15 protein-coding genes are annotated in these 22,431 nt (G+C 39.0%); 10 read left to right on the forward strand and 5 right to left on the reverse strand.

Annotation, left to right across the window (positions count from 1 at the left end; genetic code table 11):
- Positions 1-2: 2 nt before the first annotated feature.
- Positions 3-1,151 carry a ParM/StbA family protein gene (locus H6G08_RS27180; RefSeq protein ID WP_190548733.1) on the reverse strand — a complete coding sequence of 383 codons (1,149 nt, stop codon included), beginning with the start codon at positions 1,149-1,151 and terminating at the stop codon, positions 3-5.
- A 781-nt stretch (positions 1,152-1,932) separates the two neighbouring features.
- Between H6G08_RS27180 and H6G08_RS27185 the strand changes: the two genes are divergently transcribed.
- The 4 genes from H6G08_RS27185 to H6G08_RS27200 all read left to right on the forward strand — a co-directional run bounded on the left by H6G08_RS27185 (position 1,933) and on the right by H6G08_RS27200 (position 5,481).
- Positions 1,933-2,415: an AAC(3)-I family aminoglycoside N-acetyltransferase gene (locus H6G08_RS27185; RefSeq protein ID WP_190548734.1), complete on the forward strand. Its 483-nt coding sequence runs from the start codon at positions 1,933-1,935 to the stop codon at positions 2,413-2,415.
- 128 nt (positions 2,416-2,543) lie between these two features.
- Positions 2,544-3,083: a GNAT family N-acetyltransferase gene (locus H6G08_RS27190; RefSeq protein ID WP_190548736.1), complete on the forward strand. Its 540-nt coding sequence runs from the start codon at positions 2,544-2,546 to the stop codon at positions 3,081-3,083.
- 527 nt (positions 3,084-3,610) lie between these two features.
- The gene (locus H6G08_RS27195) at positions 3,611-3,976 is read left to right on the forward strand and encodes a plasmid mobilization protein (protein ID WP_242046289.1); all 366 of its coding nucleotides are present in this window, start codon (positions 3,611-3,613) and stop codon (positions 3,974-3,976) included.
- 2 nt (positions 3,977-3,978) lie between these two features.
- Positions 3,979-5,481, forward strand: a complete 1,503-nt coding sequence (locus H6G08_RS27200) for a relaxase/mobilization nuclease domain-containing protein (protein WP_190548738.1) — start codon at positions 3,979-3,981, stop codon at positions 5,479-5,481.
- A gap of 153 nt (positions 5,482-5,634) precedes the next feature.
- Here H6G08_RS27200 and H6G08_RS27205 read toward each other — a convergent pair whose 3' ends face one another.
- Positions 5,635-7,191: an NB-ARC domain-containing protein gene (locus H6G08_RS27205; protein ID WP_190548739.1), complete on the reverse strand. Its 1,557-nt coding sequence runs from the start codon at positions 7,189-7,191 to the stop codon at positions 5,635-5,637.
- 384 nt (positions 7,192-7,575) lie between these two features.
- On the opposite strand from H6G08_RS27205, the gene H6G08_RS37755 reads away from it, so the two are divergent.
- Positions 7,576-17,427 carry a LamG-like jellyroll fold domain-containing protein gene (locus H6G08_RS37755; protein ID WP_190548740.1) on the forward strand — a complete coding sequence of 3,284 codons (9,852 nt, stop codon included), beginning with the start codon at positions 7,576-7,578 and terminating at the stop codon, positions 17,425-17,427.
- 136 nt (positions 17,428-17,563) lie between these two features.
- On the forward strand, positions 17,564-18,220 hold the full coding sequence (locus tag H6G08_RS27215; protein ID WP_190548741.1) for a PEP-CTERM sorting domain-containing protein: 657 nt from the start codon (positions 17,564-17,566) through the stop codon (positions 18,218-18,220).
- 180 nt (positions 18,221-18,400) lie between these two features.
- On the opposite strand, the gene H6G08_RS27220 is transcribed toward H6G08_RS27215, so the two are convergent.
- The gene (locus H6G08_RS27220) at positions 18,401-18,538 is read right to left on the reverse strand and encodes a hypothetical protein (protein ID WP_190548742.1); all 138 of its coding nucleotides are present in this window, start codon (positions 18,536-18,538) and stop codon (positions 18,401-18,403) included.
- Between the two features lie 50 nt (positions 18,539-18,588).
- Positions 18,589-19,209: a hypothetical protein gene (locus tag H6G08_RS27225; RefSeq protein WP_190548743.1), complete on the reverse strand. Its 621-nt coding sequence runs from the start codon at positions 19,207-19,209 to the stop codon at positions 18,589-18,591.
- Between the two features lie 148 nt (positions 19,210-19,357).
- Here H6G08_RS27225 and H6G08_RS27230 point away from each other — a divergent pair, with 148 nt between their 5' ends.
- Entirely contained in the window at positions 19,358-19,642 is a 285-nt protein-coding gene (locus H6G08_RS27230; RefSeq protein ID WP_190548744.1) for a hypothetical protein, read from the forward strand.
- A gap of 2 nt (positions 19,643-19,644) precedes the next feature.
- Positions 19,645-20,223 (forward strand): siphovirus Gp157 family protein, encoded by a 579-nt coding sequence (locus H6G08_RS27235; RefSeq protein ID WP_190548745.1) that lies wholly within the window; start codon positions 19,645-19,647, stop codon positions 20,221-20,223.
- Positions 20,224-20,492: 269 nt separating this feature from the next.
- Here H6G08_RS27235 and H6G08_RS27240 read toward each other — a convergent pair whose 3' ends face one another.
- Entirely contained in the window at positions 20,493-21,056 is a 564-nt protein-coding gene (locus H6G08_RS27240; protein ID WP_190548746.1) for a Uma2 family endonuclease, read from the reverse strand.
- A gap of 124 nt (positions 21,057-21,180) precedes the next feature.
- Here H6G08_RS27240 and H6G08_RS27245 point away from each other — a divergent pair, with 124 nt between their 5' ends.
- Positions 21,181-21,825, forward strand: a complete 645-nt coding sequence (locus tag H6G08_RS27245) for a hypothetical protein (protein ID WP_190548747.1) — start codon at positions 21,181-21,183, stop codon at positions 21,823-21,825.
- Between the two features lie 35 nt (positions 21,826-21,860).
- Positions 21,861-22,268, forward strand: coding sequence for a hypothetical protein (locus H6G08_RS27250; protein ID WP_190548748.1), 408 nt, complete (start codon positions 21,861-21,863; stop codon positions 22,266-22,268).
- Positions 22,269-22,431: the final 163 nt, after the last annotated feature.

Here is a 22,431-nt window from a genome sequence, read left to right on the forward strand (position 1 = left end):
AGTCATGCTACCTTCTCGATTTGCGCTCTAAACCGCATAAACAAACCAAACGCATCAATCAACCTAAACGACAAAGCTTCCTGCTCTCGGAAAGTATGGCAATAATCATTACTTTTATCCTTGAATACTTCTTGTACCTGCTGCTGTAAGTCAGCACCCCAATAAGTTGAAATTTCTTGAAAGCAGTCTTGTAACTCTTGCTCTAAGTACAATGCTGCGCCACCACTCAAAATCACCTCGTTCACCGCAGGTAAAGTTGATTCCAGCCAATCGTAAAGCCTAGACCAATACTCAGCTTTAGCAGTAGCAATGGCATTAACAATCATCTGCAATTCATAATCAAGATTTTTAGGTTCTCTACTTTTGACCAGAGTGCGAATTGCTTGGTTATCAGTCGTGATATCTGAACCGGCTGCATAGATGGCAGAGGTTAAAACAGTGGCATCCTGCCCAGATGTGCGCTCAATTACTCGCTTTACCATTTGGTGAAAGCCCAGCCCATTGGTGTAACCCGCCGTCATCTTACCCCGTTCAAATAATAGAAGGCTGGTATTGCGATGCCCGAACATTAGCACTGCGATGGTTTGGGCGTTGAACCATTCTTTACCATTCTGGCGTTGGCGTATCATTGCCAATCCCGCACCTTCGGGTAAGCACTCGAATCGCTCCAGCTTCACCCGCAATCTTTGACCCCGAAATCTAAAATCCTTGAGTGCAGATTGCAATTGTTGCTCAAATGCTTGACGATTTTGATATTCACCATAGGGCAGTAGTGAGGTCAGTGATAGTGAAAACCTGTTAGGCAATTTGTTGTGTTGAGCGATCGCACCAATAACCGCCAAGGCTTTGTGAATTGAGGTTTCGTACTTGAGCTTATCGAGTCTGGCAGATGCTGAAAACTGCCGTGCCAGGAATCCAACTACTGTACATTGTGTATCACCATTTGCAGGACTTGACACCCAGGCTTCATCTACTGGTTTAGGAGATTCAAGACCCTTGCGACTCGACATATAAGCGTCAATCGAACTTTGAGGCAACTTCAGCATCTCTGGTTCCATTGTCATCAAACATGGTTTGCCTTCAGTTGCTAGTTCGTAAACAATCTTGGTCAAGGAAGCACCAGGGTCAAAACTGACTATCAGGTTTGACATTGACTGTGGTTGTGATTATCCATAAAAGCTGCTTTTAACTTAAATGCAAATACTGACTGTGAACATCACTCTACTGACCATTTTGTTGGAGGCAAATTTTATCCAGTTGGTTATTTTTTTTTCGCTGCTGTTAATTAAGTCATTACTTTTCTGCTAAGAAATTCGATTTAGAAAAGTGTGCCATCACAGATCCATGCCAGTTCCACGAACGAGCCATTGCAGATTCATTACAGTGACAATGTTGATCCAATAGAGATCCATTTGGATGACATACGTATTCTATGTATAATTTTTAGTTGCAATAATGATAAATTATTGACAAATAATATGCCATGAGAGATCCAATACAAATCCATCGGAGATCCATTACATATTCATCCAGCAGTTGATTCGAGTAGCCCAAAAAACCTTCGGTGAGTAGCAAGCTATGTTGCTGTCCGGACATTTTTTCTTGGGAGAAAAAACGCACTCCCAGGTGCGGCAACAAGCTTGCCCTCCTTTCACGGTTCCCCTACCTCAGTAGGTCAACCACCGTGACAGAGGGGAGATAATACGAAAAGAATCAAAATTAGAGTACCGATCCAGTAATGGAATAGTTATACGTATTGAGGAAGTTCCCAATACATACTCTAGGCGATGAATTTACTTAGAAACGAATCGCACACGGAAAAATTCTGTATAATACCTAAAATAGGGGTTTAAAAAAGAAGTTTTCCGTACAATAAATAATTGTGCATCTTACCCAGCACCTTTCTGCACCGCTCCAATTAATAGGTAGAAAATGTCATTCTCCGAGCCAATTAGCATTCGTCAGCTTTCCGCCAACGACCTGACACTTATGGAGGGCTTATTGATTACCTTTGGTGAGGCTTTCGATGAAGTTGATACCTATAGCTCGTCTCGTCCAAGTAATGCCTATCTCAAACGTTTGTTAAACAGCGATTATTTCATTGCGCTTGCAGCGTTAAAAAATGGATCAGTAGTCGGAGGTATCGCCGCTTACGAACTCCAGAAGTTTGAGCAGGAGCGTAGTGAAATTTATATTTACGATCTAGCTGTTGCAGCAGCGCATCGACGTGAAGGAATTGCCACCGCATTAATCCAGGAATTAAAGAAGATCGCTGTAGCGCGAGCAGCTTATGTTATTTTCGTGCAGGCGGACATCGGGGATGACCCTGCGATTGCACTCTACACAAAGCTTGGGGTACGCGAAGATGTGCTTCATTTCGATATTGCTGTTCCGGTCGGCGATGAACATGCATAACAACCGGAATGCACCGGAACTTTGGAGTATACTAGCTAGTAGCTGGAGTTGTAGGAGTCCGGCAATCGCAAACGTTAGCTAGCAGGTGTTGAGCGCATCTCAATTAAGCAAAAAGGAGAAGAATTTTCTTGTTTTCAGAGAATTTTCTACCCCAAGCAACTGAACGGCTGATTCTCCGTCGGTTTATTGATCTGGATCTGGAACGATTTCTTGCTTACCGCCAAGACCCTCAAGTAGCTCGATTCCAAGGTTGGTCAATGCTCTCTGAAGCTGAAGCAAAACTCTTTATCAACGAAATGCAGACAGCAGTAATCGGGATACCAGGCGAATGGTTTCAAATTGCGATCGCACACAAGCAATCCAATTTACTCCTTGGTGACATCGGGATGCAGATTTATGCCGAAAATCCAACAATTGTGGAAATTGGTTTTACTTTGAGTCCTGATGAGCAAGGTAAAGGATATGCTAAAGAAGCTGTTCAAGCTCTAATTGATTCACTGTTTGAGCTTGAAGCTATGAACAAGATTGTCGGTATAACTGATATGCGAAATGAACCATCCATTAATCTGCTTAGACGTTTGGGAATGAACCTAGTGCGATCGCAAGAGGTGGAATTTAAGGGTGAATTATGTATTGAGCAAACTTTTGAATTAGGCAGAAAAGATTGATTACCCGCTCAACAAAATTCCGATGAATGATGAGAAATTAGAACAATATTGGCAGTCATATATAGCAGAACTTCCGAATATTTCATCTGGGTTTTTTAGTTAGGAGGCGCATCAATTTGGTGAGCCTTCTGCTTTGGTAGATGAACTCGGAGCCTTAATTCTAAAGGAAGTTAAAACTGCATATTTAGCCATAAATCAGCATTTTAACAAAAATATCATGTCTGCTTGAACAGTTAAGTTAAAAATAACGCTGATATCCTCAAAATAAAGACCGTGGAAACTTTGATATGGTAACTAACTACCAGATACGAATTAACACATAATTTTGTCTTTGTCAATTTATATTAGTGAACTGACGCTTTAGAAGTGATGGTGCAAGGAAGCGATCGCCCATAGCACTATCCCACAGTCATTGAAGTGCGTAGCGATCGCATTAAATTTGTTGTAGTTGCTTTTGCATTACAAATTCAAAAATAGACAGTTGGTTGATGACTACTCGTAACAATACTGTCAAACTGAAAAAACTAATGACTAATGCACTGATAATGCAAAAGCGCTCATTAAGGATAGATATTAGATTGACTCCAAAAGAATATGAAAAAGCACAGCAGATGGCATCACAAAACAATCTCACAATTAGTGAATTGTTTCGTAGCAAGACTCTGAAAAACCAATTGCCCAGGCGTGTCACTAAAGTGGCAGGTCAAACTTACTGGGAGCTAGGTAAAATTGGCAATAATCTCAATCAAATAACTAAAGCAATCAATACTTCAGTACTAATGGGAGAACCCATTGTTGTAAATAGAACATTATTAGAACAAATTAGGGATATGGTGAAGCAAGTCCGACGAGAGATTACCGAAATCGATTTGATCGGCGATTTACAAGATTAAGCGTGATTGGCAAGCAGATTAAAGGCAAAAGTTTTCGGGGACTACTAAACTATCTCTTTGGTAAAGAAGGAGCTAAACAAATTGGTGGGAACATGGAAGGAAACAACCCACGAGAACTGGCGGCTGAGTTCCGGTTTTCTAGGCAACTAAACCCAAAAGTTAGTAGGGCTGTTTATCATGCTTCTCTCAGCTTGCCTCACCAAGAGAGTTTGGATGATGAGACTTGGCATGAAATTACCCAAAAATATTTGCAAGCAATGGGTTTTGACATGAATCAATATACAGTAGTGCGTCATATTGATCGAGAACATGACCATATACATATTGTTGCCAGTCGCATTCGCTTAGATGGCACTACAGTTTCTGATAGCTGGGATTATCGCAGAAGTGAAGCGGTAATTCGCAAGTTGGAGCAGGAATACAATTTACAATCGGTGCAACCAAGTTGGGAAAAAGATAAGCACAGTCCAACTACTGGCGAACGTAGGCAACTTGCCAGAACTGGAGAGGAAAGCGTTAGAGTGAGACTCCAGCGATCGCTCGACCAAGCAACTCACGACAGTCCTACAATGTCAGAGTTAATAGAGCAAATTCAACAACAAGGTATTAATGTCCGCGTCGGTTATACTCGCACAGGCAAAGTCAAAGGCATAAGTTACCAACTTGACGGTGTAGCTTTGAGTGGTACGCATCTCGGTAAAGCATACACTTTTCCTGGTTTACAAAAGTATCGTGGTGTAAACTACAGCCCCAAGCGGGATGATCAACGCATTCAAAAACTGATGGAGCAATTTGTTGAAAATCCCACACCAGCAGTGCCAAAACAGGATGATAAACGCAGAAAGAAACTAATAGAGCAAACTGTTGAAAATACTGCGTCCTCTGTTTCTGTGACCAATTCCTTACCCATACCAGAACCAGCAAACTGGGAGCAAATACGCCTAAACCTAAGCCAGCAGTACAATTTACCCAATTCTTTGCTCACAGAAGTATATGAAAAGGGTTGGCTCTATGCAAGTCTTGCAGGTCAAGCAATATTTGTAGAACGCACACTCAATGATGTTCCGACTCAAGCCAAACAGCTAGAAGTAACAGGTAACTTCACCACTATTCCCCTTAACTCGGAGATGACGAAAAATGGTAGCTTCTGGATGGCTACAGATACCACAGTCAAAAGAGCAGTGCTACTAAGTGACCCGATTGAAGTTCTCTCTGTCATTGCCTTAGAATCAGCTGTTGACAAAGGAAAGCGCAAACCTACATTGTATTGGAGTGTAGGCGATAGCGAGCAATTACCTCTAGAACTTTTGCGATCGCTTGATACAGTAGTCATCGCTTTTAAAGATCATGAGAAAGTTGAGGGCTTGATAGCTGAAATATTGGCTGAACTACCTCAAGCCAAACAAGTTTCTCCAGGTAAAGCAGGGTGGAATAAGCTATTAACTGACAGCAAACCGCAATTTACCCCTAGCCAAATACCAGAACCTCAAGATTATGCACTTTAATATCCTCATCGATGCCTAGCCAATCAACAGAAACCCATGACCAAATATGTAGCCGCTACCGACCATAGATGTAAACATGGCGATCGCACTTGATTCACTCTGTTCTGAGATTGAAGAAGTTAGGGCGATCGCTGTTGTGCTTTCATAAAGATGTTAGAGGCAATATTGGAGTATCTCTTGTTCTGCTGTCGTTAACTCAAATTCCAGATAGTTGCAGAGATGAATAAAATTGGATATTCCATATTTAGATAAGCAGTGCTTAAAAGTTTGTACTTCCTTTATTATTTCTTGTATATGTCTTTTAATAGCTATTCTGGACGGAAAATAATTACAAAACTGGTCGGTGATGCTTCGTAAAATCACTATTGTCTGATTTTTTATATCGCAATGTATGCTGTTTTCTGTAACCAGTAGATGTTGATTAAACAGGAGAAATTCTTTATTTATTAGTTCACTTAAAATCTGCTCTTTCAGCCATTCTACTACATACTCCATCACCACAGGCTTTTGGATATAACCTTGAGCTTGTTTTTCAATTAATGAACGCTCAATTAATCTTTCTATGGCATTCAAAAGTTGGTATTTAGGAATAGTTAAACAAATCTTTTGAGCTAAAGTCTCAATACTTGTTACTTGCTGATTAATAGCTATACAGTACATAATATGCCATTCAAGCTCAGAAAGACGATGTAACTGTTGTTTAAGTAATTGGCTGATGTTACTGAGCAATAAAGTATTTTGTTCTAGGAACTTGTCTATCTTGCTATCAAATAGCTTGATGATGGCATTAGCTACCATATTGATTTGTAAAGGGTTATAACTGTAGAGAAGGCATAATTTCTGTTTTTGCTTCTCTGAACCTAGCAGTTGCTTTGATTGCAGTAAGTGCAAGGCTACCTCTTGAGAACCTTCCAAGTTGAGGGAACGCACCTTGAAAGCCGTTCTCTCTAAAGTTGTGATTTCAGCCGGCTTTTCTCTAGAGGTTAAAATTAGACAGCTATTATGGTTAGTTGTGCTAATCGCTCGGATTAAATCACTATATATTTGATAACCTGAGCGATAGTTGATCGTTAAGTCGGCATCTAAGGTTGTTTCTAGGTTGTCTAAAATTAATAGACATTGGAAAGTACGCAGATAATGAATCAGCAGATTGATGTCGGGTTTGGTGTCTTGCTGATTGGACAAAAATGATACTAATTCAATCAAAAGGTCGTTTGCTGAAGAAGTATATTGTATGGCTCGCCAAATCACATACTCAAACTGATCTTGAATTGATATTGCCAATTTAGTGGCTAAAGTCGTTTTCCCAACCCCAGCCATACCTAAAACTTTCACTAAGCGACAGCCATCTTCTAGAATCCATGACTTTAGCTGTGTCAGTTCTTGTGAGCGTCCATAAAATGAGGAAACATCAATTGCTGCGCCCCAAGATGTGTTTTTTTTTACAATTATTTTTGTATTATTACTTACAGCGTTTAATTGACAATGAGATTTAGGTGTAGAGACTTCTCTCCAATCTAGCTGTAATTTACGACATAATTCTTCAAAATTTGCATGACCAACTGCTTTTCCTGTGAGGAACTTACTAACTGTAGCTAGAGCTAGTCCTGTGTCATAAGCAAGGCTTTTTTGGGTGGGGTAGCCATTACGTATCAGTGCTACCTTGACTTGATCGATACAGTCATCGTGAACTTTCAATGACCTTGGCATTCGGCATTAATGTATTTTTGGTTACATAACCATCATACAATAATGTTTAAGCACGTTTTAATGTATTTGATATTTCATAGAAAAATTATAATCGTATCAATTTATAAATTACTAACTTAAATTATCTCTTGAAAAAGAATATTAAAAAGTTATTAAACTTAGTTAAAAGTTAGAATAAGTCAGTAATTTTTAGGTCTGAAGTTAGTCATTAACAAAATATTCTTGTATAAGATATCAGTAATTTTACTGGTACATGCTTAAATATTCTCTTTTTTGCTTCATATATCTCTCTTTTACATAAAACTGGTTCCTAAATTTGCTTTAGGAATGCAGACATTTTTTTGTGCTTATTTATCCATGCAATAACAATCAAGGAGTAAAACTATGAAAAGCTATAAGACTTTACCTAACAACTTATATAAAATCGGGTTGGCTAGAGAAATATTATTTTATCAAGATTTATTCTTTGGCATTCTGGACGATGAAGAAGTGGTTAATAACTGTTTTTTATTAGCTCGGTTTGCCAAGTCAGATAAGTTACCAAATAGAATCTTCTTCGATGCCGATGATTTCAAGTCTGCTAATCTCAATCATCTGCTTTTAGCATTTGGGCATAAACAAACAGATGAGATAGTTTTGGGTTTGCCGTCACTTAGTGAAAATAACAGAAATGCTTTTAATTCATTGAATGCTTTAAAAGCTCCAATTTTAGTTGATACTAAATCTATTACAATTAATAGCAAACAGACGAATTATATTGGACAAGGAGATGGTGATAGTAGTAACAATCATCAAGCTATTGACAATAACAATGATACGATAATTAGCAGAGAAATTGTTGAAGTTTATAAAAATAGTCAAACCCAGTTAGATGAAACCAAGGTAAAGGATAATCTGACTGTTGTTTTTGCTGAAACTCTTCAGAATAACAGCGAATTGGACTTGTTGGAGATTTACGGCATAGTAGATACAGCATTACGGGATAGCTATGACTATCTCAGTAAGTTCCGATTTGATCCAGAGTACAGCGAGAAATTAGAGACTGCTTTTGGTACTGATTTTAATCGGGAAGTAGCAGATAAATTATTTAATAATTTTGCTGAAAGTGATTTTACTGATATTCCTACTATCAAAATTGTCAATCGTGGTGCTATTGCTGGGGGGAATGGTGCATTTTCTGATAATACACAAAAAATTTATTTAGCGGTAGAATTTATTGATAAATATGCTGATAATATCGCCCAAATTACTGATGTATTAATAGAAGAAATTGGGCATTTTGTTGATTCTCAGATTAATGAAATTGATGCACTAGGTGATGAAGGGGATATTTTTTCTGAATTGGTGCAAGGGAATAAGCTGAGTGATGAGGCGTTACAAGCATTAAAAACAGAAAATGACATAATTACTGTTGGTCGAGGGAATAATGAAGAAATTGGCATTGAGGAAAATAATGATCAACTAAGAGTAGGAACTTGGAATCTCTACAGAGATCCTGGTCAAAATGTATCTGGTATTGTAGCAACTAATCAAAAAGACCGTATAAGTCTGATAGCTAAAATTGCTGCTCAGAACAATATTGATGTAATGGTATTACAAGAGTTCAACTCAACAAATTTTAATAATTCAACAAATTCTTTAGCCCTAAAACAAGAAGTAGAAAATTTTTTAGCTCAAACTTTACCTAATATTTGGAAGGTTGAAGTTGTTCTCCAAGAATATCCTTTTGCTGTAAAGGATAGGTATACTGATTTGGGTAATCGTTCTGGCTATCTCGTCTTGTATCGTAATGATAGTATTACCCTTGGAAATCTACTCTCGACCCAAGAAATACAACAAAATACAAATCCATTTGGCATAAAATACTCAGAATTAACTTCTGGTGTAAAATTTTACAAAGAAAATGAGCCTGTTTTCTCAGATAATGGTGTAAAACTTTATGACAATGCTTGGCTATCATCAGATTCAAGCCGTCCTAATACATACTATCGTCCTCCAATTACGTTTACAGCACAAAAAGGAACAAAAAATTACACTTTTTTTACTTGGCATAATGAGAATCCCGCTAATGAACCAAATAGTGCATTTAATAGATTTCATTATCTAATTAAAAGAGATACATCGCTTCAAAATAGTAATTCTATAATACTTGGAGATTTTAATCTTGGTGATACTGCACAAAACCGAGAAGTTTGGGGTCCTAAAGGTGGCACAAGGCAAGTTTTTGTAGATTACAAAGGTTGGGAAAACAAGCACGATCTGATAATGACAAATATTAGTTATGGTTTGAACCCGCTCCAACTGTTTGACACTCAGGGACAACAAATACTATATAACTCTTTGAAAAGTGATTCTCATTATCCAATATTTGCGGAAATTAATCCTAATTCATCTCAAGGAACAACTACTTATAAAATAAGTAACGGAGTAACAATAACAAATTTAGATGGTTCTAACCCTAACAATACAATTCAGTTATCGGCAGATAATCCCGAAAGTCTCCAAAATATTAATTTTGAACAAAATACTGATAATAAAGATTGGTTTATAAGTTACGATTATGATGGTATATCTCGACCTTTATTATTTGTTGATGATGCAAATATAAACTTCACCAAAGATACTACTGGAAAAATCACAAAATTTGATGTCACACCCCTTACCACAACAGATGCTCCTGAAGTTTATAGTGCTATGGGCAATGACCAAAAATCTGTTTTATTTAAAGGGAAAACTGATTTTAATGCAGACACACTCACGGCAAAAATTACCGAAACTGGTGATAGTAGTGATTCTGCATTCAAATTAATTGGTGGAATAGAAGTTTCTTTTGACGGCTTATCATTTGGTGAAGATGCAAATGGTAGTCCTCAACTAAGATTGCAAGGTTCAATGCTACTACCCAAAGACCTAGTTGGTGGAAATGGGTTGCTAGTAGCAATTAACGGTACTGATTATATAGGTATTAGTAATAACGGACTTGAAGTCACAGGTGGTTTTGTCAAACTCCCAGGGGAAACCTCCTTTGTTGCTCTCGGTTTACTAGAAATTAAAGCACTAGATGCCCAAGTAAAATTCGATTTTACTAATGAAGAAATCACACTTCAGGGTAAATTTACCATTCCCAGCCTCAAAAACGCTACATTCGATTTACAGAGCGGAAATTACATCAAGATTAAGAAGACCGCCACAGGTCTTGATTTCTCAATGGTGGCAAATGTTTATGCCTCAAATATTCCTATATTTGGGTCGTGGGAAATTCACGATATTAATCTGAATGTTAACAAAACTTCCACTAACGATAGCTTTACAGTTAACGCTAAACTAAAAACTCCCGGCAGTCCAATTAATCTAGCACTAGCATTTACCCAAGGTAAAATTACCCAAATCACAGGTAGTAGTCCAGCAGGAACAGACTTTACTTTCTTGGGTGCAGCAGTCGATATCCAGACAATCACCACCACCATCGACAGAAATACTACAGATAGCGAATCGTGGGACCCAGAACTTTCGCTTCAAGGGGTAATTGAAATCCCTAAACTCAAAGGTCTTAAAGGTACGCTAACAGGTACTAATAAGTTAGTAGTAAACAAAGACAAAGCTTACTTAACAGGGGCGCAGTTATCAGCAGCAGATATCCAATTAGGTAACTGGAAACTTCGTGATATTAAAGCTAATTTTAATGGAACTACCAATACATTTTCTGGCAGTGCCTTTCTGCAAACTTATAGTGGACAAGATATTGGTGTATCTTTAATATTTGATAGTAATGGTCTGCAAAATATTACCGCCAGTAACATTAATTTTGGTTTATTTGGAGCCACAGTAAGCGGTGCTACCATCAACTTTACACCTGATAGAAAACCTAATGAAGGAGCCACTTGGGACCCAGAATTTAAATTACAGGGCACCATTACACTACCAAAGCAATTAGGCACAATCAGCGTCACTGGTAACGATTATCTGTTGGTGAATAATGATGGTTTTGACCTGACTGGTGGCAAAATTTATAAAGAAACCCTTGATCTTAATCTTCTAGGTTTATTACGAGTTAAAGGCGAGAAGATTAGCCTTCTATACACCAGCATTAACAATGAAAAAGTCTTCATTATTCAAGGTAAACTGATTCTGCCCGACCTCTACAACCTAACAGGTGACTTTATTGGCAATAATTACATCAAAATTAGTAATAGTGGTGCCGTAGAGGTCGTTGGCTCTATATCTGCCAGTAATATTAATATCGCGGCTGGCTGGAAGATAAGAACAGCAACCGTTTTGATTGATACGACTGGTAATAGCGTCAAATTAACAGCCGCAGCTACAGTTGAAATGCCTTCTGGAATTGACCTTGGTGCAAACATTCGCTGGGAAAATAATCAACTGACATATATTGGCATTGCTGCACAAAATCTGAATAAACCTATTGGCACCACAGGAGCATATCTTCAGTCCATAAGTGGGTCATACAGTTCGGTTACAAAAACTATTTCATTTGCCGGCAATAACTATCAACGTCAAGGTGTCTTTGAAGGTAGTGCTAAAATCACCGCAGGTCCAACAATTAATTTGAGTCTACCTGATTTTCTGGGTGGACCGATTAATGAAGCATTAATTAATTTGGATTTAAGCGCAACAATTACCCAAGATTTTCTCTATGCAAAAGGCAATGTTCGTGTTCTTGGTAGTATTGCCACAGGCTCAGGTGAAGTCCTCCTCAACTGGAATCAAGGCTCTTTTGGAGCAAAAGCTAACTTAAACGTTCTCTTTGGATTACTCAAGGCAGACGCTACCATCATTGCCCGTGGACGTGATGCGACTAAACTCGACTTCTATGCCTTCGCAGAAGGAACTATTAATATACCCGATCCTATTCCTGTAATCGGCGGATTTACATTAGGAGGTGGAGGTGCTTATTTCCAATATATTGATGATGGCTACTCCTACAATGATTATATTGCCGCCTGGGGAATACTTTTAGGCTGGACAGTCGGACTAAAAATTGGCTTTGATGGCAATGTATCTTTAATTGGTTCAGAACTACCTCAACTCGCAAAAACTAATATCAATAATCTGTGGGCTAATCTTAATAACCCTTACACTGCACCTGCTCCTCTAGCACTTAAGCCCTGGGGTACAGATGGTAATGATGTTCTTTGGGGCAACACAACCAATGAAGATAAAAAACCTGAGTTCATTGATGGAGTAGGTGGTAATGACACCATTCATGGAATGAGCGGTGATGACATCCTTGAGGGTGGAGATGGCGATGACTTTCTCAATGGCGGTTCTGGAAAGAATGTTCTTAATGGTGGTGCTGGCAATGACACGCTGATTGGTGGGGCGGAAAATGATACATATATATTTGATGCAGATACTCAACAAGGCTCAGATGTCATCAACGAAACCACCATAGCCTTAAAAACATACGATGGCAAATATCTGCAAGCTCCGAATAATTATGACTCATTCCAGTCGTACCTGAGAATATCTAACGAACTTGGTTCTGGGGAAGAATTTCAAGTTATTGCTCAGAGTTCTGGAAGAATTGCGCTACAAACTGCTCATAATTGGTATGTTTACCCTGGGAATGATGTTTATTATGGGTATTATCAAAGTTATGATCTTCAAGAGCGAGGAAAATTTCAAGTTATTGATCGGGGAGGGAATAAAATTACATTAAGAAGGAGTGATTACGGAGATACCAATTGGTATCTTCGAGCAGATTCATATTATGATTATCCATTTCAAGACAAGAATCTTAATAATTACACAACATTAGAAGTTATTGAGCGAAATCGAGACACAGATACACTAGACTTCTCTGCAACTACTACTAAAAGCATCAATCTAGACCTTAGCCTTCCTGGAAGACAGCAAATAAATGAAAATTTGTCTTTGACTTTAGGTATAACTATAGGTTCACAGACTTTTATAGATATTGAAAATACAATTGGTGGTAGTTTAAACGACACATTACGAGGAAATCATCTAAATAACCTTCTAAAAGGAAATGATGGAAATGATATCCTCTATGGTAGAGATGGAGATGATAAGCTCTATGGTGGAAATGGAAATGATAAGCTCTATGGTGGTGCTGGTGATGACACCCTTGATGGTGGTGCTGGTGATGACACCGCATATTTCACTGAAGCCAAAAATAATTATCAAATCTCTATATTAAGTAATGGAAATGTAAAGGTTGAGCATAAGCAAAAGACAAATGAAGTCAGTATTCTCATAGAAATAGAAAAAATCAGTTTCGATAACGGAGAAATCTGGGAAAGACCTAGGACTCTAAATGGAAATGCTACAAATGAAACCCTTATTGGAGGTGCTAATAATGACACCATCTCTGGTAATGGTGGTAATGACACCATCTCTGGTAATGGTGGTAATGACTTCATCTCTGGTGATGATGATGATGACTTCATCTCTGGTGATGATGGTAATGATATTCTTATTGGAGGTACTGGTAATGACATCATCTCTGGTAATGATGGTAATGACATCATCTATGGTAGTGATGACGATGACATCCTCTATGGTAATGATGGTAATGATACCCTTATTGGAGATGCTGGTAATGATACCCTTTATGGTGGTGCTGGTGATGATACAGCGGATTACTCAACTGCAATATACGGTATCAACGTCAGTATCAATATCAATTTCAGACCTGAAGAATTGATTGGTAGCCAATTTTTTGATGATGGTTTCCATAACCAGGACTTTTTGAATGGAGTTGAGCATATTATTGGTAGCCAATTTAATGACAATATTATTGGTAGTGATCGGCAATTTTTGGATGGGAAACTATTTTCGGCTGGGAATAATAAACTCGACGGTGGTGCTGGTGACGATCAACTTAGTGGTCTAGGTGGTAATGATACCCTCATTGGTGGAGTGGGTAATGATACCCTTGATGGTGGTGCTGGTGATGACACCCTAATCGGTGGAACAGGAGATGATACTTATGTATTTGATGCGGATACTTGGCAAGGATCAGACACAATTAATGAAACTATTATTATTGCCCTACGAACTCACCACAACCGGTACGTTTCTGCAAGAAATGTGTTTGAACAATGGAATATAAACGGCTTTCCCTCTACAATAAATGACTGGGAAAAATTCACTGTTATTAATACTGGTGATGGCAAAATAGCCCTAACAACATTCCACGACAGGTACGTTTCTGCAACCTCAGCGCCGTATCGTATAAACAACGTTCCCAAACAGATACAAGATTGGGAAAAATTCACTGTTATTAATACTGGTGATGGAAAAATAGCTCTAAAAACATTCCACGACAGGTACGTTTCTGCCTCATGGACATATGGCATAAACGGTGAACCCACATCAATACAAGATTGGGAAAAATTCACACTCATTAACCTGGGTAATAACAGTACAGATACACTAGATTTTGCGGCAACTACCACTAAAACCATCAACCTAGACCTTAGCCTTACTGGAAGACAGCAGATAAATGAAAATCTGTCTTTGACTTTAGGTATTACTATAGGTTCGCAGACTTTGATCAATATAAAAAATGCACTTGGTGGTAGTTTAAATGACACATTAAGAGGGAATAATTTAAATAACTTTCTGACAGGAAATGATGGTGATGATAACCTCTATGGTGAAGATGGTAATGACATTTTAGATGGTGGCGCAGGGATTGATACCCTGATTGGTGGTAGAGGTAATGATACCTACATTGTCGATAATACAAGTGATACCATTACTGAAAATGCCAATGAAGGTACAGACACAATTCAATCTAGTGTTACCTTTAGCCTAGCTAACCTCCCTCATATCGAAAACCTGACATTGGCAGGAACAGCCGCAATTAACGGCACAGGTAACGCCACCAATAATGTCATCATAGGCAACAGTGGCAACAACACTCTCAATGGTGATGCAGGGACTGATACCCTAATTGGTGGTGCAGGGATTGATACCTTGATTGGTGGTGCAGGTAACGATACTTACATTGTAGATAGCACCACTGACATCATTACCGAAAATGCCAATGAAGGCACAGATACAATTCAATCCAGTGTTACCTTTAGCCTAGAAAACCTGCCTCATATCGAAAATTTGACATTGACAGGAACAGCCGCGATTAACGGCACAGGTAACGCCGCCAATAACGTCATCACAGGCAACAGTGCTAACAACACTCTCAATGGTGGTGTAGGGATTGATACCTTGATTGGTGGTGCAGGTAATGATACTTACATTGTAGATAGCACCACTGATGTAATTACCGAGAATGCCAATGAAGGTACAGATACAATTCAATCCAGCGTTACCTTTAGCCTAGCTAACCTGCCTAACATCGAGAACCTGACATTGACAGGAACAGCCGCGATTAACGGCACAGGTAACACTGCTAATAATGTCATCACAGGCAACAGTGGCAACAACACCCTCAATGGTGGTGGCGGAGATGACACTCTAGATGGTGGTGCAGGTGATGACATTCTTATCGGGGATGATGACAAAGCCCTCAAATTGGATGGAATCGATGATTATGTAACAGTTGCTAATAGTGCTTCTTTAAATATTAGTGAAGAAATAACCATAGAAGCATGGGTCAAATTAGCCAATTCTACTAACAATCAAAAAATTATCGGCAAAACTCCTGTTGGCTCAGGCTACCTTCTTGGTGTAGTCAATGGAAGAGTAAATCCAGAATTTTGGGATTCCCAAGGAAATCGTAATACTTTTGAATCTGGACAAATCCCTTCTAACCAGTGGACTCACATCGCTGTTACCTGGAAAAGAGGCGGAAGCATGATTGGTTATGTCAATGGAATCGAAGTTGGCAGAACTACCGCCAGTTCTAATCCACTTGGTGTTAATAACAACCCTTTACGCATGGGAGTGGCACCTTGGGATATCAACGCCTTTAAAGTCAACGGTGCAATTGATGAAGTCCGCATTTGGAATGTAGCTCGTAGTGCCACAGAAATTAGCAATAACCTGAATAAAAATTTGACAGGAACAGAAGCGAGGTTAGTCAGCTACTGGAACTTTGATAATGCTACTGGCAGCACCATCACAGATTTAACCAGCAATCTTAATATTGGTATCGTCAATGGACAGGGCAATAGTGTTGTTACCGAAACTGTTTCAATTATTGGCGGTAATGACACTTTGAATGGTGGTGTTGGTAACGACAATCTAGATGGTGGTGCTGGCAATGACATACTAAATGGTGGTGTTGATAATGACAGACTAACCGGGGGATTTGGAAAAGATACTCTAACCGGAGGAACTGGCGCAGACGTTTTTGTTTACACCGATTTACAACACTCCCTTCTTAATAACTTTGATGTTATTACAGACTTCAATGTTAACGAAGACAAATTTCAAATTCCTACTGTATCTGGATTCTATTTCTATGAAGTGGGGGGGGCGAAACCAATAGTAACTCTTGATGCTTCTTCAATTGATGGAGCATTAATGATGGGTAACTTCCCTTACGGATTTACACCCAATGCTGCTGCTCTATTTAGCCATACCAGTGGTCGCTATTTGGTTATTAATGATGGTATAGCAGGGTTTCAGGCAGGTAGTGATGCCATCATTAAACTTGAAAATTTACAGGGAACTCTTCAAGCCAGTAATTTTATAGATCCTAATGGTAATGTTGCTCAAAATTCTGTACCAACATTACCAGACTTTGGTGGTGGTTTCGATTTGGGTGGTGGTGGAGATTTGACCCTCACTCCCGTCTCATTATTCGGTACTGGTTCAGGTACTACTAGTAGCGAAGTTACAGCTATACCTTTGAGCGTTAATCCGTCCAGTCAGCCGCTAAATCAAATCACTGGTACATCAGGGCGTGATACCTTAACTGGAACTACCCTAAACGATCGCATCATCGGCTTACAAGGTGCAGATACACTAACTGGTGGTGAAGGGTACGACCAATTTGTCTTTACTAGTATCCGCGATCGCGGTGACACAATTACAGATTTTGAGATTAACAAAGATACTATTGTCTTAACGGAACTGCTCAACAGCTTAGTTCCAGGAGGCTACAAAGGTACAAACCCAATAGCCGATGGCTATGCGAAATTTGTGCAGGGTACTAACAACAACAACTTCACTGTGCAAATTGATGCTGATGGCCCCACAGGTAATGACATCTTTAGAGATTTTATCAAAGTAAACCTGGCTGCTACTGGCACTTTGAATAACCCCAGCAACTTCGTATTTTAGGATTTGACCCTTAGCCCTTCCACAAGGAAATGGAATGGCTAAGGGTTCAATCCATATTGGAGTAAAGTCTTCCCAACTAATAACAAATAAGACATTGACTCATCAAGCATTTTCACCAATTTCTAGGAGTTTTATGATGTTGAATGCAACTTTTATAGTAAGTAAACTTCATCAGGCTATAGTTGTTAGCTTCTTGAGTTTGAGCAGCTTCACCATTGCCTCCCCTACTTTTGCAGCTAGTCTTGATTTCAGCACTTGGGACAAATCAGGTGATGTTTTTTCAAATTTAACCGAAACTAAACTAACAAACGCCTTTACTGATGGCAGTGATGATGCTGACAACTACAATCTCTCAGGTAATGACCCAACCGATATCAGCTTACTAGAAAATTTCTTAGCTCTCAATCCAGGTAAACTTGGTGATGATGCCACCGAAGGTTCTGCGATTAAAACCGCTTTAAATGTCTTAGCTGGGGATGTTTTCAGCTTCGACTATTCCTTTTCAACTTATGATACTGTCTCTAGCGATCGCGCCTTTGCCACCATTGGCAATTTAGTTTTTTCTCTAACTGGAAGTACCCCTTTCAGCTATACATTTGCCACATCTGGCATCTACAATATTGGTATTGGTGTTATCGATGTCAATGATGTTGTTAACTCATCAACATTATCATTAACAAATGCTTCCTTGACAAATCCTCAATCAGTCCCCGAACCTTTAACTACGCTTGGTTCTATTTTGGCTGGTAGCTTTGGTGTGATGTTAAAGAGAAGAGATAGCAAAAAAGCTTAACCACATTAGTAGCAAAAAAATTTGGTTTGGGTGAATGCAAGGAAACCCAATCCCATCATCTATGTTGGGTATTGGGTGTTCTACGCCATCATGTCAAGAAATGTAAATAAAGGAAATTCAGGCGATCGCTTCATGCCAAGTAAAATCAAAATGGGAGCGATCGCTAATTTACAAGCATATTTAGCTAAATTCCCCTAAAAACTTTTCTTTTTCCCTGAATATCAGGGGCGAAAGTGTTACTTCACAGTTGCGATCGCACTCAACAGTTACTTGAAGATTTGCTTCAAAGTAATGAGCGATCGTGCATGGTTTGCTCATTTTTTTCTTTAGTTAATATCTTTGTAATTGAATTGTTGATATCATAGGGTTTACCTTCCCATTTTTGGTAAATAAGACTGACGATAATTGTTCTTAGCCATCAGTCTAGCTTCACGCTTTGTCCACTGTTTTTGTAAAGGAACATCAGCCAATCTTTGCAATAATATAAATACACTATCATCTCCAGTCAACCGAGCGATGAAAAGAGCGATCGCCTTACAACAACTCCAAGGATGACGCACTACCTGAACTTCTGCAAATCTCACCACACCCCAATTGCGCTTTAAGAAAAAACGGTTACGAATTTTATCGTCATCAACATCAATACAGTGGTGAGGTTTACCTGTATCTCCGGTGTAAGGCTCATCAATCTCAATATCAAGAGCTAACCCAGAAGATTGATGATAGAGAATAAAATCAGCTGAATAGCATCGAGGTGAACCAGGAATCTCAAATTCAACCGCTTGACAGATAAGATTTCCTGGAAACGCACACAGTAAATGGCGAAAAAACTCCTTTTCGCTCACACCTTGCTTGGCTGTACCATTCCCATCTGGTAATGCAATGTATCCTTGAAACAATGCTTTTAAATACCCCATTTTTTGATCGTTGTTAGCAAACCGCCTTGCTAGAGGTGGATAAAGAATAACCGGATAATAGCCATTAGACATTAGTAGTTATCAGGTTGCTTGTGTTTAATAATTAAATCAATGGCAAGAAGCTAGTATTGCTTATGCTAAAGCATTGGCAATTAAACCAGATTCAACTGATGCAATGGAAAGAACAAAACGACTAATAAATTGGAATTTTTAGTCCAATGTGTCAGGATTTGAAATCATAGCCATTAGCAGAGAAAGTTGCTGCGCTTCCCAGACGCGCTACCGCGCCATTGTTTCTGGCGTTAAGCAAGCAAAGTTTATGCAAATATTGACAACCACTTCAACTTCACCTAACTCAACTAGTACTGCTTGTAAAAATCCTCACATTACAGAAAAAGTCACTTCAAATTTATCTGACAATACTAATTTAGATTCAGGCACTATAGCTATTTTAGAACAGATTGAAGCTGAATATGAATACTACCAAGTTTGTCAGGAGTGGTAGTTATGAATTTAGCACTCGCTCAACAATCCTTAGCAGGACTTTCCCAAACTGCTGCTCATCTCTGGGAACAGCTAAGTAATTGCCAAACTCCTGAAGAGGAAGCTGCTATGATCACCGCTATTTGGGAAACTCAGGAAGTTCAAGAAGAAGTTGTTGATATCCAAGCAGAACTAGCATTACAACTAGATGCTGAAATAGCGGCTATTAAGCAACGACTAGAACATCTAAAAGCTGTACATCAATCAGCATTGTTAAGACTAGAACGTTGGCGACAAAAATTAGATGAAGCTATCTTAGAACAAACTGCTGCCGGAATTTTACCTGAACAAATGATCGGTAATTCACTTCGCATCACAATTAAAGAAAATCCACCAAGTTGTGAGGTGTTGATAGATGCAGAACAATTGCCTCCAAAATACCGCAGAGAAAAGACTGTTTACTCAGCAGATAAGAAAGCTATTATTGCTGCTTGGAAGAAAGGTATTCCTGTAGATGGTACTCATATCGAGCGTAAGCGCCGAGTTATTTATGCTTTGACAGCAACGGCAATCCACGACTTCAAAGACTCGCTTTTAACTTAGCGATAGCTTTAACTAATTGAGCAGCCAACTACAGGAATTTCACTGTTTTGTTGGCTGCTAATAATAAATCTTGTTTGCAACTTACAACAGTTTTCATGTTCTTAAACAAAACTCTTATATGACTTTTTACACCTTGGTGTGAGATAAAAAAATGTGGTTTATTGACATAAAAATACCTGTAAATAGATTGGAACTATAAAAACTAAATATGTTGTAATGTAACTGGATTAAGGCTATTTCCTAAAAGAAATAGTGTTTCATCGGCTTCTCTAACTGCTCATTTTTAGCCAACCAAACACCTGAGCAACAGTTAATTCTAAGTCTATCCCGGCTAACACTGGTAAACGCTCATCACCTTGCAAAAGTTCTGGTTGTTGATTTGGACGGAAGACTAAAATCGAACGATCTTCTGGATCTATCAACCAACCTAATTGGCAACCATGATCTAAGCAATAGAGAATATTGCCTGTAACTCGATTTGAACTTTGTTCTGGAGAAAGAATTTCAATTGTCCAGTCTGGAGAAAGTAGAAAATCATTGGGTGCTTCCCCATCAGCAGCAAAGGGAATACGCGACCATGTGAAGACTGCTACATCAGGTACTATTGAACGCATACCAAAACTACAGCGCAGTTCTGGAAAGGCATAAGCAATATGCTGGCTTTCGGCAACATCATTGATACTGTTGCACAGCCTTAACTGTAATCGGCTATGCTTCCCTTTTGGCATTGGCTTTGTAATAATCTTACCATTAATATATTCGCTGGCAGGCTTTGTTTCTGGTAGCTTGAGAAACTCCTCCAGGGTCAAGGATTGGGTAATTACCGTGGACATGGCTCAGTCGAGTAAAGCAAACGGGATATGTTTTCAGTCTAGCAGTACTCTACTCTCGAAAACAGTTTTTGCTTTTGGCTACCGCCACAACCGCTTGCACACTATTTAACAATACCAAAAAGTTATGACCACAAAATGGCTAACTCCAGAACAGGCCATTGTCAAAGCCAATCTCACTGTTACACCTGAAACCTTAAAATCTTACATTTCACAACAACAGGGAAAAACTACTGCTGAAGAACAATTCCAAGCTTTAGGATTGCTATTTGACAGGGAACGCTGGCGTGCAGGTAAATCTAACTTTTTGCAACTTTTAGAACCAGTAAGTGAAGAAAATAACTACACCGACGATGAAATCGATTCTCATCAGTTAGACGGTGATGAGATAGAAACATCTGCTACCAACAGAGTAAATCAACTAGAACCATTTATTTTCGAGCAATGCAAAGTTCAAATCGTTATCACCCTACTACCTACACAACCAACAGGAGATAGACCTGTAATGATTGCTGCCAGCAGTCACGGTGATTTCCCTGTAGTTACCATGGTCAATCAAGAAGAACTTGGTGATTTACCACCTGCAATTGTTCAACTACTAGACGAACTGAAAGCTGATTTTCCTAACCGTCAAATTCGCCGGAATATAGCCCAGACTCAAAGTGCCAAAATTAATAAGCCACACATTCCTCAGACTCCAATTCGCAGTCAAACTACTAGCTCAGATACTACCAAGCCACTTAGTAATAATACGCAGATTTCACTGTTTTAAATGCCATGACTAACATAAATAACAACAAATTACTTGTGATCTATGAAGGTCAACAACACTGGATTCCGGAGGCGATCGCCATTGACGACCAATTACTACGGGATGCTTTTACTCCTCTTTGCGCTGAACTGGCCAATGCAGACATTGAGCGTCAACCAGGAAAACCCATCCACATTATCAAAAAGCCTGGTAAAAAAGGCACTTTTTCTCTAGATTGCCTGATAGTGGCTCCTGAAGAAATCAACCCCGCAGTCCAAATGTGCTACCAAATGCGTCAACGTCAGGCGATCGCTGGAATTGACTGGCAAAATGCAGAACAGCTATCAATCCAGATTGAAGAGGCGATCGCATCTGGGACAAAATTTTCTCACTCACTCAACCAAACCCTAAAATCCCTGAAAGCCAGCACTCCCACGTCTAGCGTTATCCCTGAAGGTTTTTAAGTGTGCATTTTGACTGAAGTACACTCCCTACTTCTGTTTCTGTATATGTTCTTCAATAGACCTCTTGCAAAAGTCAGTTAGACAGATTCAGTTTTGGGAAGACGAAGCTCATAGTTGTACAAACCAGCTATGAGATTAAATCTCAAACTAAATCTTTTTCTCC

The organism is Calothrix anomala FACHB-343 (genome assembly GCF_014696435.1).
In the GTDB taxonomy this organism is placed as follows: domain Bacteria; phylum Cyanobacteriota; class Cyanobacteriia; order Cyanobacteriales; family Nostocaceae; genus Aulosira; species Aulosira anomala_A.